The sequence below is a fragment of the Streptomyces sp. NPDC006711 genome (assembly GCF_042869775.1).
In the GTDB taxonomy this organism is placed as follows: domain Bacteria; phylum Actinomycetota; class Actinomycetes; order Streptomycetales; family Streptomycetaceae; genus Streptomyces.
In genome coordinates, this window is record NZ_JBIAGO010000020.1 from 102,240 (window position 1) to 117,542 (window position 15,303).

The window sequence follows — 15,303 nt, forward strand, 5'->3', positions numbered from 1 at the left end:
CACCCTGCTCACTACTTCCTTCTCGGCTAGCCGGGCAACGGCGTGGCAACAGAAATCCACGTTGCCGCCCGATGAGCTTATGCGGCCCGGCAGGTGATGCGTTCACTCAGTGCCCGTATCGCGGACACGGCTTGGGGGAGGCGGGTGGGCCTTATCCAGACACAGCGCTTACGATCCTCTGCGTGTCCAAACTGACCGACGTGCCCAAACGGATCCTGATCGGCCGGGCGCTGCGCAGCGACAAGCTGGGAGAAACGCTCCTCCCCAAGCGCATCGCACTTCCCGTCTTTGCCTCCGACCCGCTCTCGTCCGTTGCGTACGCGCCTGGAGAAGTACTCCTGGTGCTGTCCGTGGCGGGTGTGTCGGCGTACCACTTCAGCCCCTGGATCGCGGCCGCGGTCGTGGTGCTGATGTTCACCGTGGTCGCCTCCTACCGGCAGAACGTGCACGCCTATCCGAGCGGCGGCGGCGACTACGAGGTCGCCACCACCAACCTCGGGCCGAAGGCCGGACTCACCGTCGCCTCCGCCCTGCTTGTGGACTACGTACTGACGGTGGCGGTCTCGATCGCCTCCGGCATCGAGAACCTGGGCTCGGCGATCCCGTTCATCGTCGAGCACAAGGTGATGTGCGCGGTCGCGGTCATCGTCCTGCTGACACTCATGAACCTGCGGGGCATGAAGGAGTCGGGCAAGCTCTTCGCCATCCCGACGTACGTCTTCGTCGCCGGCGTCTTCATCATGATCGCCTGGGGCGCCTTCCGGGGTCTGGTACTCGGGGACACCATGAACGCGCCCACCGCCGACTACACGATCAAGGCCGAACACCAGGGCCTCGCGGGCTTCGCCCTGGTCTTCCTGCTCCTGCGCGCCTTCTCCTCCGGCTGCGCCGCGCTCACCGGCGTCGAGGCGATCAGCAACGGCGTCCCCGCCTTCCGCAAGCCGAAGTCGAAGAACGCCGCCACCACGCTCGCCCTGATGGGCGGCCTCGCCGTCACCATGTTCTGCGGCATCATCGCGCTGGCCATGACCACGCACGTACGGATGGTCGAGAAGCCGGCCGAGGACCTGCTGCGCAACGGCACGCCGCTCGGTTCGGGCTATGTGCAGAACCCGGTGATCTCGCAGGTCGCCGAGGCCGTCTTCGGCAAGGGCAGCTTCCTGTTCGTCGTGCTGGCCGCGGCGACCGCGCTCGTGCTGTTCCTCGCCGCGAACACCGCCTACAACGGCTTCCCGCTGCTCGGCTCGATCCTCGCCCAGGACCGCTACCTGCCGCGCCAGCTGCACACCCGCGGCGACCGGCTCGCCTTCTCCAACGGCATCGTGCTGCTGGCCGGCGCGGCGGTCCTGCTCGTCGTGATCTACGGTGCGGACTCGACCCGCCTGATCCAGCTGTACATCGTCGGCGTCTTCGTCTCGTTCACGCTCAGCCAGACCGGCATGGTCCGGCACTGGAACCGCCACCTGGCCGCCGAGACCGACCAGACCAAGCGCCGCCACATGGTCCGCTCGCGCGCGATCAACGCGTTCGGCGCGTTCTTCACGGGTCTGGTCCTCGTGGTCGTCCTCGCGACGAAGTTCACCCACGGCGCCTGGGTCGCGCTGCTCGGCATGGTCATCTTCTACGGAACGATGACCGCGATCCGCAAGCACTACGACCGGGTCGCCACCGAGATCGCCGCCCCCGACGAGCCCTCCGACGACAGCCTGCGCCCCTCGCGGGTGCACTCGATAGTCCTGGTCTCCAAGGTCCACCGTCCCACCCTGCGCGCCCTGGCCTACGCCAAGCTGATGCGCTCGGACCAGCTGGAGGCGCTGTCGATCTCGGTGGACCCGGCCGAGACGAAGGCGCTCAAGGACGAGTGGGAGCGGCGCGGCATCAATGTGCCGCTGAAGATCCTCGACTCGCCCTACCGCGAGATCACCCGGCCGATCATCGAGTACGTACGGGGTCTGCGCCGCGAGAGCCCGCGCGACGCGATCAGCGTGTTCATCCCCGAGTACGTCGTCGGCCACTGGTACGAGCACCTGCTGCACAACCAGAGCGCGCTGCGGCTCAAGGGGCGCCTGCTGTTCACCCCCGGCGTGATGGTGACGTCCGTCCCCTACCAGCTGGAGTCCTCCGAGGCCGCGAAGAAGCGCGCCCGCAGACGGGCGGACTGGAACGCGCCGGGCGCGGTGCGCCGGGGCCCGGTGGCCCGCCCGAAGGAGCCGGGCAACAAGAGCTGACGCCCCGGCGCGGTCGGGGCGTGCCCGTGGCGGGCGGCCGGGTGACACCCACGTAGACTGGTGGGCTGTTCACCCGGCCTTCGCCGTCCTCCCCTCACTCTGGAGTCACCCGCCCATGCAGCAGAACGCACCCGAGCCCTCGCCGTCGTCGCTGGTCGGGGAGGAGTACGAGGTCGAGGTCGGCCCCGTCGCGCACGGTGGCCACTGCATCGCACGCACCGCCGAGGGCCGCGTCCTGTTCGTACGCCACACCCTGCCCGGCGAGAAGATCGTGGCCCGGGTCACGGAGGGCGAGGAGGACTCGCGCTTCCTGCGCGCGGACGCGGTCAGGGTCATCGAGGCGTCCAAGGACCGGGTCGAGGCCCCCTGCCGGTTCGCGGGTCCCGGCAAGTGCGGCGGCTGTGACTGGCAGCACGCCAAGCCCGGCGCGCAGCGCCGCCTGAAGGGCGAGGTCATCGCCGAACAGCTTCAGCGTCTGGCGGGCCTCACGCCCGAGGACGCGGGCTGGGACGGCACGGTCGTGCCGGCCGAGGGCGACAAGCTCCCGGCCGGCCAGGTCCCGGCGTGGCGCACGCGCGTGCAGTACGCCGTCGACGACGAGGGCCACGCGGGCCTGCGCAAGCACCGCTCGCACGACATCGAGGTCATCGACCACTGCATGATCGCGGCGCCGAGCGTGACGGAACTGGGCGTCGAGAAGCGGGAGTGGCCGCAGCTGGCGTCGGTCGAGGCGATCGCGTCATCGGGCTCGCACGACCGCCAGGTCGTCCTCACCCCCAACCCCGGCGGGCGGCTGCCCCTGGTGGAACTCGACAAGCCGGTCTCGGTCCTGCGCGTCGAGGAGAAGGACGGCGGAGTGCACCGGGTGCACGGCCGCGCCTTCGTCCGCGAGCGCGCGGACGGCCGCACCTACCGCGTCGGCATGGGCGGCTTCTGGCAGGTCCACCCGCAGGCCCCCGACACGCTGGTGAAGGCGGTCATGCAGGGCCTGATGCCGCGCAAGGGGGAGATGGCGCTCGACCTGTACTGCGGCGTCGGCCTCTTCGCGGGCGCGATCGCGGAGCGGGTCGGCGAGAGCGGCGCGGTGCTCGGCATCGAGTCCTCCAAGCGCGCGGTGGAGGACGCCCGCCACAACCTGGCCGACCTGCCGCGGGTCCGCATCGAGCAGGGCAAGGTCGAGCAGGTCCTGCCCCGCACGAAGATCACGGAGGCGGACCTGATCGTCCTGGACCCGCCCCGCGCGGGCGCCGGCAAGCAGACGGTCAAGCACCTGGCAGCCCTGGGCGCCCGCCGCATCGCCTACGTAGCCTGCGACCCGGCCGCCCTGGCCCGCGACCTGGCGTACTTCGCCGAAACGGGCTACAAGCCGCGGACGCTGCGGGCGTTCGATCTGTTTCCGATGACCCATCACGTGGAGTGCGTGGCGATCCTGGAGCCGGTCGCGAAGGGTGCCTGACCTGCGGGTTCGGGTGGTGTGCGGTATGTGCGGTGTGGGCGTTACGGGCGATGTCTTGACGCATGTTCGACGCGTGTGACGCACGTTTGACGCATGAACTGATGGCGCGTCAAGCCTTCGTGGGCGCAGGTGACGATCCGTCAGGTGTGGTCTGAGGATCCCTGGCTGTGGGGCGTCGAGGATGAGCTCGGTTCGCGGACGGTTGCATGGTGTCGAGGTACGACTCAAGATCTGCGCGGCGTGAATAGCTTCGGCGCCGAGGCGGCTCTGGTGAGCTGCTGAAGGTGGGCGCCTGCGAACGCGAGTCAGCCTCGATCTCGGCCCTTTCCTGTCCGGGTGGCAGGGATGCGGCGTGGTCGTGTACTGCCGTGACGAATTCGGTCAGGCGCTTGGCTTCGTGCCACGCGTCTGTCTGTCTGATTCTTGCGGCCCTGGTCGATCAGGGCCGCAAGAATCAGGTCGTCGCCCACGGGGCGGGACACCGGACTCGGCGTCGAGTCCGGCGCAATCCTGAGGGGCGGAGATTCTTTCCGCAGCCGAAACGGTGGCGGGTGGAGCAGACGTTCGGGATTTTGATACTGGTCCGCGACTACGAACACCGTCCGGCCACGTCCACCTCCCGCGTCTACTGGGCCATGCCCCACGTCATGGCTCGCCGGCTCACCGATGCGAACTCGCTCACCTAGCGGGTCCGCAGATGCCCGGCGCGTGAACGTACACGGTCTTAGCGCGGCAGGTGTGCCCGAAATCTGTCGGCGTCGTCTCTCAGGTAGGGCGAAAGCTCATTGTCGGGCATGTCGAGTACATCCTTGATGGCTCCAGCGAGCTCTGGTGCTTCGGCCCATGCGGTGGCGTTGCGCGTGAGCACTGCGGTCAACAAATCATCGTCGAACCAGCCGCCGGCGGTCCCTTCTGCGGCCTCACCCTGAAGGATCTCCACGCCGACAGGAAGCAACCATGGCAGCCCGACATCCTGTGTGATGAGCCTGGCAAGTTGCTCCACTGTCAAGTCGCTGATTGGACTCTTCCGCAGAGCGGTCGAAAGACAGATTTATCAGCAGCCTTTCCTGGAATCATGCGACAAGCCGTCCGAGATGGGGCTGGAGATCCCCCTCTCGGCTCTGCATCATGCCATTGGGCGCTCAGTTGGTGCCGGGATTGCGCTCCACGCCTTACAGTTGCGGGGCCTGTCACGGATAATTCATGAGTGGTCGCCTCGAGTTCGCTCGGTCGGCGCGTATATCAGCAGAGCTGGCATCGCCGCGTGATCGGTCCCCTCCATTGTGACGATGACTTCCTGTTGGGTCGTATCGCCTAGACGACGGACGAAGTCCCGCACTGCGGTGAACGACTTCTCGTCCTCGACGTCAGCAGGGTCGAAGGTGAACTCGATCTCATCCGGGTCGAAGAAGTAGCAAGTGAACCAGATGTTCCCCACCTGGACGGAAAGACTCGCGGATTCATCTTGATCTTCTTCCAGGTGCCGCCAGATTTCCCCGGCGTCGAGGAGGGACCCTTCGTCAGGTGATTCCGCGAAAGTCCATCGGAAGACGACTCGCCAAGGGGCCATCGAAAAGCCTTCGATCATGCGCTGCCAGGATTCCGGCTGAGCATTCAAGATGCATACGTCGCGCAATGCCCCATCCGCCTCGAAATGCTCCGGCCTGTATCGCAGCCTGTCGTGGACCGGTCCAGCCATCACAGAAACCCTTCGAACGTGAGTTGGCCACCGCGCCAACTCCAGCGAGCACCCCAGCCCCCGGGCACTCTGAAGTCCCTGGTAATCCCCCCGTACTGAGGGAGTGCCGAGGTATTGACCTTCTCAACGACCCTGGGATCGGTGAGGATGTCTTCGATCATCTCATTGGCGATCTGTGTGCGCTCGACGTTGGTCACCTTGCCGAAGTCATAGAGATCGACGTGGGGCCGGCCCCGTTTTTCGATATTGCCAGGGCTGGGGTCACCATGCTTTTGTAATGCCCGTCCCGCCGGTGACAGCTGCCCCTTCTTGACTGTGGCAGCCGAACTGTAGAGGTCTTCAATTCCGTAGTTGCATGGTGAAAGGCCGAGCGGGTCCTGCCACGTGTGCGGTGCGTGCACATAGCCGTGGTGATTTCCGGCCGGTTCAAGCCCCATAGGGTCCGGACTGATGTACCGGGCCGTCTCGGGATCGTATGAGCGGAAGTAGTTGTAGTTCAGCCCTGTCTCGGCATCCCCGTACTGACCCGGAAATCGCAGCGGGCAGTCGACCATCGGCGGTCCGTCCTCCGGGGACGGCAACGGCATACCCCACAGGCTCGCGCGTTTCTGCCACTCCACCTGCCCGTCCGCCGTGACGAGTTCGGCTGGTGTACCCACCGGTCCGGTGATGATGGCGTGGAAATGGGTGACTCGCTCAGTGGTTGTGTCTTCTGCCAGTTCGGCAAGGTATGAAGTTTTAGCACCCCTCGGACGATGCCTGGTCTGGGTCAGAGGCCGGTGCGTGCCCACCGCGTAATCCCAGGTAGTGACGGCCCCGTCCGGCCCCGTCTGCTCCGCAAGGCGCGTGCCGTCCCAGCTGAACTCGGTTTGGTCCGCATTGGAACCGTCCTTGTCCACGCGGTATTTGGCGATACGCCGTCCGAGCGGGTCGTACACGTACTGCCACTGCTCGCCCTCGGGCGTGACCGCCGAGGTCATCTGGTCCTGGGCGGTCCACGAGTACGTCCACTTTCGTTTCCGGCCGTTGAGAAGCTGCCGGATCTTCGCAGTCAGACGTCCCTGTCCGTCGTACTCATAACGGGTGCGGTCAGCTCGTCGAATGAGCGTGCCTTCGAACTCCCGTTGCCCCACGATTCCTTGGCCTGGTGAAGTGCCGTGAGTGAGGTTACCTGCGGCGTCGTAGGCGTACGTCTCGCTCCAGCCGACAGCGCGCACGGATGTGGCCCTGCCGATCGCATCGAGCGTGAACCGGCTGGTGCCTGACGTCAGTTCGCGCATCTCGGAGAGGTAACCGTCTGCCCGGTATCCGTAGGTGCGATGCTGGAGGGTCCGATCCTGGGCTGAACTGAGGCGTTGCACGGTCAGGCGGTCGGCTTCGTCCCATTCCTGGGCGAGGAACGTCGACTCACCGATGGTGCGCCGGCGCTCTCGTCCTGCCGCATCATGCGTGAACGCGAGCGCGCCGACATCCGACCACAACTGAGTCGCACGGTTCGCCGGATCATAAGACGTCATTTCATTTGGTGATGCGGCGGTAGCAGATGAGGGTGCTGGCGATGCCGGCGAAGGCGAGGAAGTGCTCGGGCTTGCGTTCGTAGCGGCGGTGCAGGCGTCGGCATCCGTTCAGCCAGGACATCGTTCGCTCGACCACCCAACGGTGCCGGCCCAGCCGGTCGGAGGCTTCGATCCCGCGTCGTGCGATGCGGGGCACGATCTGTCGTCGTCGCAGCCAGTTGCGGAGGTGGTCGTAGTCGTAGCCCTTATCGCCGTGGAGTTTGGCGGGGCGGCGTCGTCGCGGGCCGAAGCGGGAGCGGATCGGCGGGATCCCGCGCATCAGCGGAATGAGGGCCAGGCTGCCGTGGTCGTTGGCGGCCGAGATGCCGATCGAGATGGGCAGACTGTTGCGGTCGACGATGAGGTGGATTTTCGATCCGGCTTTGCCACGGTCGGTCGGATTCGGTCCCGTCAGGGGCCCCCTTTGAGGGCCCGGACGCTCACGGAGTCGATCGCGCACCTCGACCAGTCCAACTCACCGCGGGCACCGAGTTCATCCAGGACCAGGCGGTGCAACTTGGCCCACACCCGGGCTTGCGACCACTCGGTGAAGCGCCGAAACGCCGTCACTCCGGAGGGGCCGAAGCCGGGTGGCAGCTGATTCCACGTGCACCCTGACGTGGCCACGAAGATGATGGCGGCCAGCACTTCACGATCCCCATGCCGACGCCGGCCGCCGCCCTGGGGGCGTTCCGGCGCCGGCGGCACCACACGTTCGAACAACTCCCACAAGCCGTCCGGCACCATCCGCTGTACGAGCCCAGTCGTCACCACACCAGACTGCCGCAAGATCACACCAAATGAAATAGCATCTTAGAGTCTCACCCTCAATGAAGGGTCAAGCCCGTGCCATGCGTTGGCAACCTGAGCAGCTGCAAATCGTTGTATCGGCGCGATCGCATCCGCTGGGAACTGCGTGCAAAGCCAAGCGTGCGTCGATCAGGACTGCCCGCGCGCGTGCGGCGAGGTGGACAAGGCGCCCACCCGCGACGCGTTGCGCATGTCGCAGTCAGTCGACCTGGAGTGGGGAAACCAAGCCGCGACGCTCGTGACGCTCATCCGACCTCCACGGAATGGAGGGCAAGGGCGGGCGCTTGGGTTCGCCGAGGCCATGGACGGATGCGAGACGTGGAAGTCGAAGGGCTCTTCAGCTGTCGGTCTTGATGCTGGAGTCCGGATCCCCCGTGGGTGTCGTATGCGGCACTGTGCGTCCACCGAGGTGGTCCGCATCACGCGCGTAGCACCGAGTTGCACGTGCTCATGCGTCTCAGGAGCGGTTCTTCTGTCGGCAGACAGCGCAATGCCCCGGGTTTGACCGCGCGCTTCCCCGATGCAGAACTGGCGCCCTGATACTGGGGCGACGCCTATGGCGCGAGGCTCAGCGCGGGTGACGCCTCGATCCCGGGCGCCGAGACGGCGCGATCGCCGACCCGCTCGCCAAGCCGCAAGGCGATTCGCCGCCCAGCGAACTGACTCCGCTGCTCCACTCCACGGGTATCGAGGCCAGTTGCCCAGCACCCCTGGAAACCGTCGCCCGTTCCGTGGAGTTCGCTGCCGGGAAGCGATCCGCCGAGACGGGCCCTGTAGCGGGGCGAACCTCATGCCTCGGCCATCCAGGTGGCGTGGCCGGCACGCGCAGCACGGTGGTTCAGCGTTCGTTATCGGCTGTCAGGCCTGTGCTGTCAGGCCTCTGCTCACCTGCGAAATTGCTTCAATAACGCAGCGAAATCGGCCGTGCATACCGTCGATTCACGAGTGTCATGCGCGTTTGCCCGAGTCGCACGCCCTCACACACGTCGCCAAGTCGAGAGCACACGCCCTTCGTCGGGCCACGAGGAGTTTCGGAAGATGAGCGGTTCGCAGACTGCGGGTGCGGTGGAGTCCGGTGCCGGGGAGGAGCTGTTCGCGGGTGTTCCGGCGCGGTGGCAGGGACGGCTGTGTCCTGCACCCGGCTCGAAGCTGCCCGAACTCTTCGAGGCCCAGGTGCGCCGCACTCCCGACGCCCCCGCGGCGACCTTCCGCGACCGGACGCTCAGCTACCGCGAACTGAACGAGCGGGCCAACCGGTTGGCCCGGCTGCTGGTGGCGCGCGGTGCCGGACCGGAGCAGGTCGTGGGTGTGCTGATGCCCCGCTCGCTGGAGCAGATCGTGTCGCTGGTGGCGGTGACCAAGACCGGTGCCGCCTATCTGCCGGTGGACGTCGACTACCCGGCCGAGCGCATCGCCTACATGCTCTCCCACTCCGACCCCGCCTGCCTGCTTTCCGCCACCGGCGCCCCCGCCGCGGAAGGGCTCGCCGACCGCCTCGTGCTGCTGGACGACCCGGCGGTGGACGAAGCGCTGCTTGGCCTGCCGGACAGGGATCTGACCGACGCCGAGCGCACCGAGCCGTTGCGGATGGCCAACCCGGCCTACATCACCTACACGTCCGGCTCCACCGGGACCCCCAAAGCCGTGGTGATCGAGCACCGGGCGCTGGCCGACTATCTGGCGTGGGCCCGCAAGGATTACCCGAGCATGGGGCCGGGCGGCACCTCGCTGTGGCACTCGCCGGTCTCCTTCGACATGACCGTCTCGGAGCTGTGGGGGCCGCTGGTGTCCGGCGGGCGGGTGCTGGCCGCCGCGCTGGAGGAAGACGCGTACGCCGACACTGTCTCCTGCACCTTCATGAAGGCCACGCCCAGTCATCTGCCGATGCTCAACCTGCTTCCGGACGGCTACTCGCCCACCGGTGAGCTGATGCTCGGCGGCGAGGCGTTGCTGGGTGCCGCCTTGGACGAGTGGCGCCGCCGCCATCCCCAGGCCACCGTCATCAACGTCTACGGCCCGTCCGAGATCACCGTGAACATGGCACAGTTCCGGCTGCCGCCGGGCCTGCCGACCCCGGACGGCGTGCTGCCTCTGGGCCGTCTGATGGACAACATGCGCGGCTACATCCTGGACGACTGGCTGCGTCCGGTGGCACCGGGCGTCACCGGCGAGCTCTACATCGCGGGCCCCGGGCTCGCGCGGGGCTACTTCAGGCAGCCCGGGCTGTCCAGCGAGCGGTTCGTCGCCGACCCGTTCGGGGCGCCGGGCGGCCGGATGTACCGCTCCGGTGACCTGGCCCATTGGACGCAGGACGGGCAGCTGGTGTTCCGCGGCCGCGCCGACCACCAGGTCAAGGTCCGCGGCTTCCGGGTCGAACCGGGCGAGATCGAGGCCGTGCTGACCCGGCACGAGCAGGTCTCCCGCGCGGTGGTGCTGGTCCGCGAGGACCGCCCCGGCGACCAGCGGATCGTGGCCTACGTGAGTACCACGGAGGGCGCCGCCGACCCGGACGCCGCGACGATGCGGGCCCACGCCGAGGAGACGGTGCCCTGGTACATGGTGCCGTCGGCCTTCGTCGTGATCAAGGAGTGGCCGCTGACGCCGAACGCGAAGGTGGACCGCAAGGCCCTGCCCGCTCCGGAGTACAGCACCGGTTTCGGCAGCGGCCCGAGCACTCCGACAGAGGAGATCCTGTGCCGGCTGACCGCTGAGGTGCTGGGCCTTGAGTCGGTCGGCGTCGATGACAACTTCTTCGACCTGGGCGGCCATTCCCTGCTGGCCAACCGGCTGACCAGCCGGATTCGCGCGACTCTGGACGCCGGGCTGTCGATGGGCGCGGTGTTCAAGGCACCCACCGTCGCCGAGCTCGCGGCACTCTTGGCCGGCGCCGGCACGGCACATGCCGCGCTGGCACCGATGAAGCGTCCGGCCAGGATCCCGCTCTCCCTCGCCCAGCAGCGCCTGTGGTTCCTCCATCAGATGGAGGGACCAAGCCCGACCTACAACATCCCGATCGCCGTGCGCTTGACCGGTGAGCTGGACCGCACCGCGCTGGAGGCCGCGCTGGGCGACGTGGTGGCCCGGCACGAGGCGCTGCGTACCAGCTTCGCCGACCACGACGGCGAACCCCACCAGGTGATCCTGCCCGCCGAACAGGCGGCCCCGACAGTGGAGTTCATCGAGCTGGACGGAACCGAACAGCTTGAACAGGCGCTGTTCGCGCAGGCCGGGCACGGCTTCGACCTCACCGCCGGAGTACCGCTGAAGGCGGTCCTGTACGGAGTCGGCGCAGGCGCGCACGTCCTGCTCGTCCTGCTGCACCACATCATCACCGACGGCTGGTCCCGCGGCCCGCTGTCGCGGGATCTGTCCGCTGCTTACACGGCTCGCGTGGGTGGGCTGGCGCCTGCCTGGGAAGCGCTGCCGGTGCAGTACGCCGACTATGCGCTGTGGCAGCGTGACGTGCTGGGCGAGGAGGACGACCCGGACAGTCTGATCGCTCAGCAGCTGGCCTTCTGGCGCAAGGAGCTCAGTGGTGCTCCGGAGTTGTTGGAGCTTCCGTTGGACCGGCCTCGGCCGGCCGTTGCCAGTTATCGCGGTGCTACCGAGAACTTCGTACTGGACGCCGAACTCCATGCGCGGATCGTGGAGTTGGCGCGTGCGTGTGATGCCACGGTGTTCATGGTGTTGCAGGCCGGGCTCGCGGCGCTGCTGTCGCGGCTGGGTGCGGGTACGGATATTCCGATCGGCACCGCGGTGGCGGGGCGTTCGGATGAGGCGTTGGATGATCTGGTCGGGTTCTTCATCAACACTCTGGTGTTGCGAACGGATGTGTCGGGTGACCCGACCTTCCGTGAGTTGCTGACTCGGGTGCGGAAGGCCGACCTGGACGCCTACGCCCACCAGGACATCCCCTTCGAGCGAATCGTCGAGGCCGTCAACCCGACCCGGTCGCTCTCCCACGCCCCTCTCTTCCAGACCATGCTGACCTCGCAGAACACCCCTGAGGACAGCATGGTCCTGCCCGGCCTTGAGGTGGCGGCGCAGGACGTCCACAGGGGCATCGCACAGTGCGACCTCTCCTTCCACACGAAGGAGAGGACAGCGCGGGACGGCACTCCCGCGGGCATCGACGGCATGCTGGAGTACTCCACCGATCTGTTCGACAAGGCCACCGTCGACGCGCTGACCGCCCGGCTGGTGCGGCTGCTTGCCGAGTGCGCCTCCCAACCGGACGTGCCCCTGGGCCGGTTGGAGATCCTGACGGAGCAGGAGCGGCGGCAGGCGCTGGAGGAGTGGCAGGGCCGTCCGCACGAGGTCTCGGGGAAGACCCTGCCTGTCCTCATCGAGGAGCAGGCACGACGCGTGCCCGGTGCTCCCGCCGTCGTGCACGACGACGTCAGCCTGACCTACGCCGAACTCAACGAGCGCGCCAACCGGCTGGCCCGGCTCCTGGTGGAGCGCGGCGTCGGTCCGGAGTCCTACGTCGCGGTGGCGTTGCCCCGCTCGGTTGACCTGGTGGTCACCCTGCTGGCCATCGTGAAGGCCGGTGGCGCGTACCTGCCGCTGGACCCGTCCTACCCTGCGGACCGACTGGGCTTCATGCTGGAGGACGTGGCGCCCGTACTGGTCGTCACGGCCCAGGGCGTGCTCGACCACGTCGCCGCGCCCTGCCCGTCGCTGCGCCTGGACGGCCTTGAGGTCGCCGCGATGCTGACCGGACAGGACGGCTCGGACCTCACCGACGCCGACCGCACCGCACCCCTCCACCCCGACAACGCCGTCTTCGTCATCTTCACCTCGGGATCCACCGGCCGCCCCAAGGGCGTCACCGTGCAACACCGCTCGCTGGACGCCTACCTCAGCTGGACCCGCACGGCGTACCCGGGTGTGGCCGGACGGGCCCTGGTCCACTCGCCCGTCGCCTTCGACCTCACCGCCACCGGCCTGTTCGCGCCACTGACCTCCGGTGGCTGCGTGGAACTGGTCGAGCTGAGCGGCCAGGCCCGGGCGGCGGACGGACGGCAGCGGCCCACCTTCGTCAAGGCCACCCCGAGCCACCTGCCGCTGCTCATCGAACTGCCCGCGCAGTACTCGCCGGCGGAGCAGTTGGTGCTCGGCGGCGAGTCGCTGATGGGCGAGGTCCTGGACGAGTGGCGCAGCCGCCACCCCGGTGCGACCGTCATCAACGAGTACGGCCCGACGGAGACCACCGTCGGCTGCTCGGAGTACCGCATCGAGCCCGGCGAGAGTGTCCCGGCGGGCGTGGTCACCATCGGCCGGCCGATCTGGAACACCCAGATGTTCGTGCTGGACGCCCAGCTGCGCCCGGTGCCCACCGGCAGCACCGGCGAGGTGTACATCGCCGGTGACCTGGTGACCCGCGGCTACCACCGACGCCCGGACCTGACGTCGGGCCGCTTCGTCGCCAATCCCTACGGCCCGGCAGGCAGCCGGATGTACCGCTCGGGCGACCTGGCGCGGTGGCGGGCGGACGGTCAGATGGAGTTCATCGCGCGCGTCGACGACCAGATCAAGCTGCGCGGCTTCCGCATCGAACTGGGAGAGATCGAGGGCGTCATCGGAGCGCACCCGAAGCTGGCCCAAGTGGCCGTGATCGTCCGCGAGGACCAGCCCGGCGACAAGCGGCTGGTCGGCTACGCGGTCCCCGCGCCGGGGCAGCACCCGGACTCCGCCGAGCTGCGCAGCTATGCTGCCGGGCAGCTGCCCGACTACATGGTGCCCTCGGTCTTCGTACTGCTCGACGACCTTCCGCTGACGGCGAACCGCAAGCTCGACCGCAAGGCGCTGCCCACGCCCGACTACGGTGCCGCGGCCGGCGGCTCGGACCGTGCGCCGCGCACCGCCTACGAGGAGATCCTTTGCGGCGCCTTCGCGGAGATCCTGGGCCTGTCACGGGTGGGCGTGGACGACAACTTCTTCGAACTGGGCGGGCATTCCCTGCTGGTGACCCGGCTGACCAGTCGCATCCGCGCCGCTCTGGACGCGGAGCTGTCGATCCGCGCGGTCTTCGAGGCACCGACTGTCGCCGAACTCGCCGCACGTCTGGCCGACGCGGGTGCGGCCCGCCCGCCCCTGGTGGCGGACACACGCCCCGAGCGCCTGCCGCTCTCCGGTGCGCAGCAAAGACTCTGGTTCCAGCACAAGATGGAGGGCCCCAGCCCGACCTACAACATCGCGACTTCTCTGCGTCTGTCCGGCGAACTGGACCATGTCGCTCTGGAGGCGGCGCTGGTCGATGTGGTGGGGCGGCATGAGGTGCTGCGTACGCGGTTCGTGGAGGAGTCGGGTGAGCCGTTCCAGGTCGTGCTGGACGGTGAACAGGCTTTCCCCGTGGTCGAGTTGGTTGAGGTGGGGGAGCCGGGCCGGTTGGAGTCGGCGTTGGCGGAGGCGGCGGCGTTCGGGTTCGATCTGGCCGGTGGGGTTCCGCTGCGGTTCACCCTTTTCCGGGTGTCCGAGCGTGAGCACGTCCTGTTGATTCTGCTGCACCACATCGCTGGTGACGGCTGGTCGATGGGTCCGCTGTCGCGGGATCTGTCCGCTGCTTATACGGCTCGTGTGGGTGGGCTGGCGCCTGCTTGGGAAGCGCTGCCGGTGCAGTACGCCGACTATGCGCTGTGGCAGCGTGACGTGCTGGGCGACGAGGGCGATGCGGGCAGTCTGTTCTCTGAGCAGCTGGCCTTCTGGCGCAAGGAACTCAGTGGTGCTCCGGAGCTGCTTGAGCTTCCGCTGGACCGCCCCCGCCCGGCCGTGGCCAGCTACTCCGGCGGCGTCGCGCGGTTCGAGCTGAACACGGAACTCCACAGCAGAATCGCGGAGTTGGCGCAATCGAGCAACGTGACGGTGTTCATGGTGTTGCAGGCCGCGCTTGCGGCGCTGTTGTCACGGTTGGGTGCGGGTACGGATATTCCGATCGGCACCGCGGTGGCGGGGCGTTCGGATGAGGCGTTGGATGATCTGGTCGGGTTCTTCATCAACACTCTGGTGTTGCGCACGGATGTGTCGGGTGACCCGACCTTCCGTGAGTTGCTGGCTCGGGTGCGGGAGACGGATCTCGGGGCTTATGCCCACCAGGACATTCCGTTTGAGCGGGTTGTTGAGGCCGTCAACCCGGCGCGGTCGTTGTCTCATGGTCCGTTGTTCCAGACGATGTTGTCGTTGCAGAGCGCCGATGAGGGCGGGTTTGTGATGCCGGGGCTGGAGGTGTCTGTCAGTGATTTGGATACGGGGGTGGCCAAGGTTGATCTGACGTTCACGTTGTGTGAGCGTCGTACGTCGGGGGGTGCTCCGGCGGGTATTGGTGGTGAGGTGCAGTACGCCACTGATGTGTTCGATCAGGGGACGGCGCAGGTGTTGGGGGATCGGTTGGTGCGGCTGTTGGAGGCCGTGGTGGCTGATTCGGGTGTGCGGGTGGGGCAGTTGGAGATTCTTTCCGGCGGGGAGCGGGAGTTGTTGCTCTCGGGTTGGAACGATACGGCTCGGGGTGGTGTGGTTCGTACGATGCCTGAGCTGGTTGAGGCGTGGGTGGTGGCT

General features: G+C 67.6%; 7 protein-coding genes and 1 pseudogene. 4 read left to right on the plus strand and 4 right to left on the minus strand.

Annotated elements, in window-relative coordinates; genetic code table 11:
* The first annotated feature begins 182 nt into the window (after positions 1 to 182).
* From ACFYM2_RS30025 to ACFYM2_RS30035, 3 genes and pseudogenes are all read left to right on the plus strand, one after another.
* Entirely contained in the window at positions 183 to 2,228 is a 2,046-nt protein-coding gene (locus tag ACFYM2_RS30025) for an APC family permease (RefSeq protein WP_359006351.1), read from the plus strand.
* Between the two features lie 115 nt (positions 2,229 to 2,343).
* Complete coding sequence (locus ACFYM2_RS30030; RefSeq protein ID WP_388840601.1) at positions 2,344 to 3,684, plus strand: class I SAM-dependent RNA methyltransferase; 1,341 nt, start codon at positions 2,344 to 2,346, stop codon at positions 3,682 to 3,684.
* A gap of 428 nt (positions 3,685 to 4,112) precedes the next feature.
* Positions 4,113 to 4,370, plus strand: a pseudogene (locus ACFYM2_RS30035) (IS5/IS1182 family transposase); the annotation flags it as partial.
* Positions 4,371 to 4,408: 38 nt separating this feature from the next.
* On the opposite strand, the gene ACFYM2_RS30040 reads toward ACFYM2_RS30035, so the two are convergent.
* From ACFYM2_RS30040 to ACFYM2_RS30055, 4 genes are all read right to left on the minus strand, one after another.
* On the minus strand, positions 4,409 to 4,735 hold the full coding sequence (locus ACFYM2_RS30040) for a contact-dependent growth inhibition system immunity protein (protein ID WP_388840615.1): 327 nt from the start codon (positions 4,733 to 4,735) through the stop codon (positions 4,409 to 4,411).
* A 150-nt stretch (positions 4,736 to 4,885) separates the two neighbouring features.
* Positions 4,886 to 5,383 carry a hypothetical protein gene (locus tag ACFYM2_RS30045; RefSeq protein WP_388840604.1) on the minus strand — a complete coding sequence of 166 codons (498 nt, stop codon included), beginning with the start codon at positions 5,381 to 5,383 and terminating at the stop codon, positions 4,886 to 4,888.
* A complete protein-coding gene (locus ACFYM2_RS30050; RefSeq protein WP_388840607.1) occupies positions 5,383 to 6,900 on the minus strand; it encodes an RHS repeat domain-containing protein in 1,518 nt (505 codons plus the stop codon). The genes ACFYM2_RS30045 and ACFYM2_RS30050 overlap by 1 nt, the downstream gene beginning before the upstream one ends.
* 1 nt (position 6,901) lies before the next feature.
* Positions 6,902 to 7,686 (minus strand): IS5 family transposase gene (locus ACFYM2_RS30055; protein ID WP_359004389.1). Its coding sequence is split into 2 segments (ribosomal slippage): positions 6,902 to 7,353 and positions 7,353 to 7,686, totalling 786 coding nucleotides; the frame shifts between segments, so codons are not numbered across the junction.
* Between the two features lie 1,101 nt (positions 7,687 to 8,787).
* Here ACFYM2_RS30055 and ACFYM2_RS30060 point away from each other — a divergent pair.
* On the plus strand, positions 8,788 to 15,303 hold a 6,516-nt coding region (locus ACFYM2_RS30060; RefSeq protein WP_388840610.1), incomplete at its 3' end, for an amino acid adenylation domain-containing protein.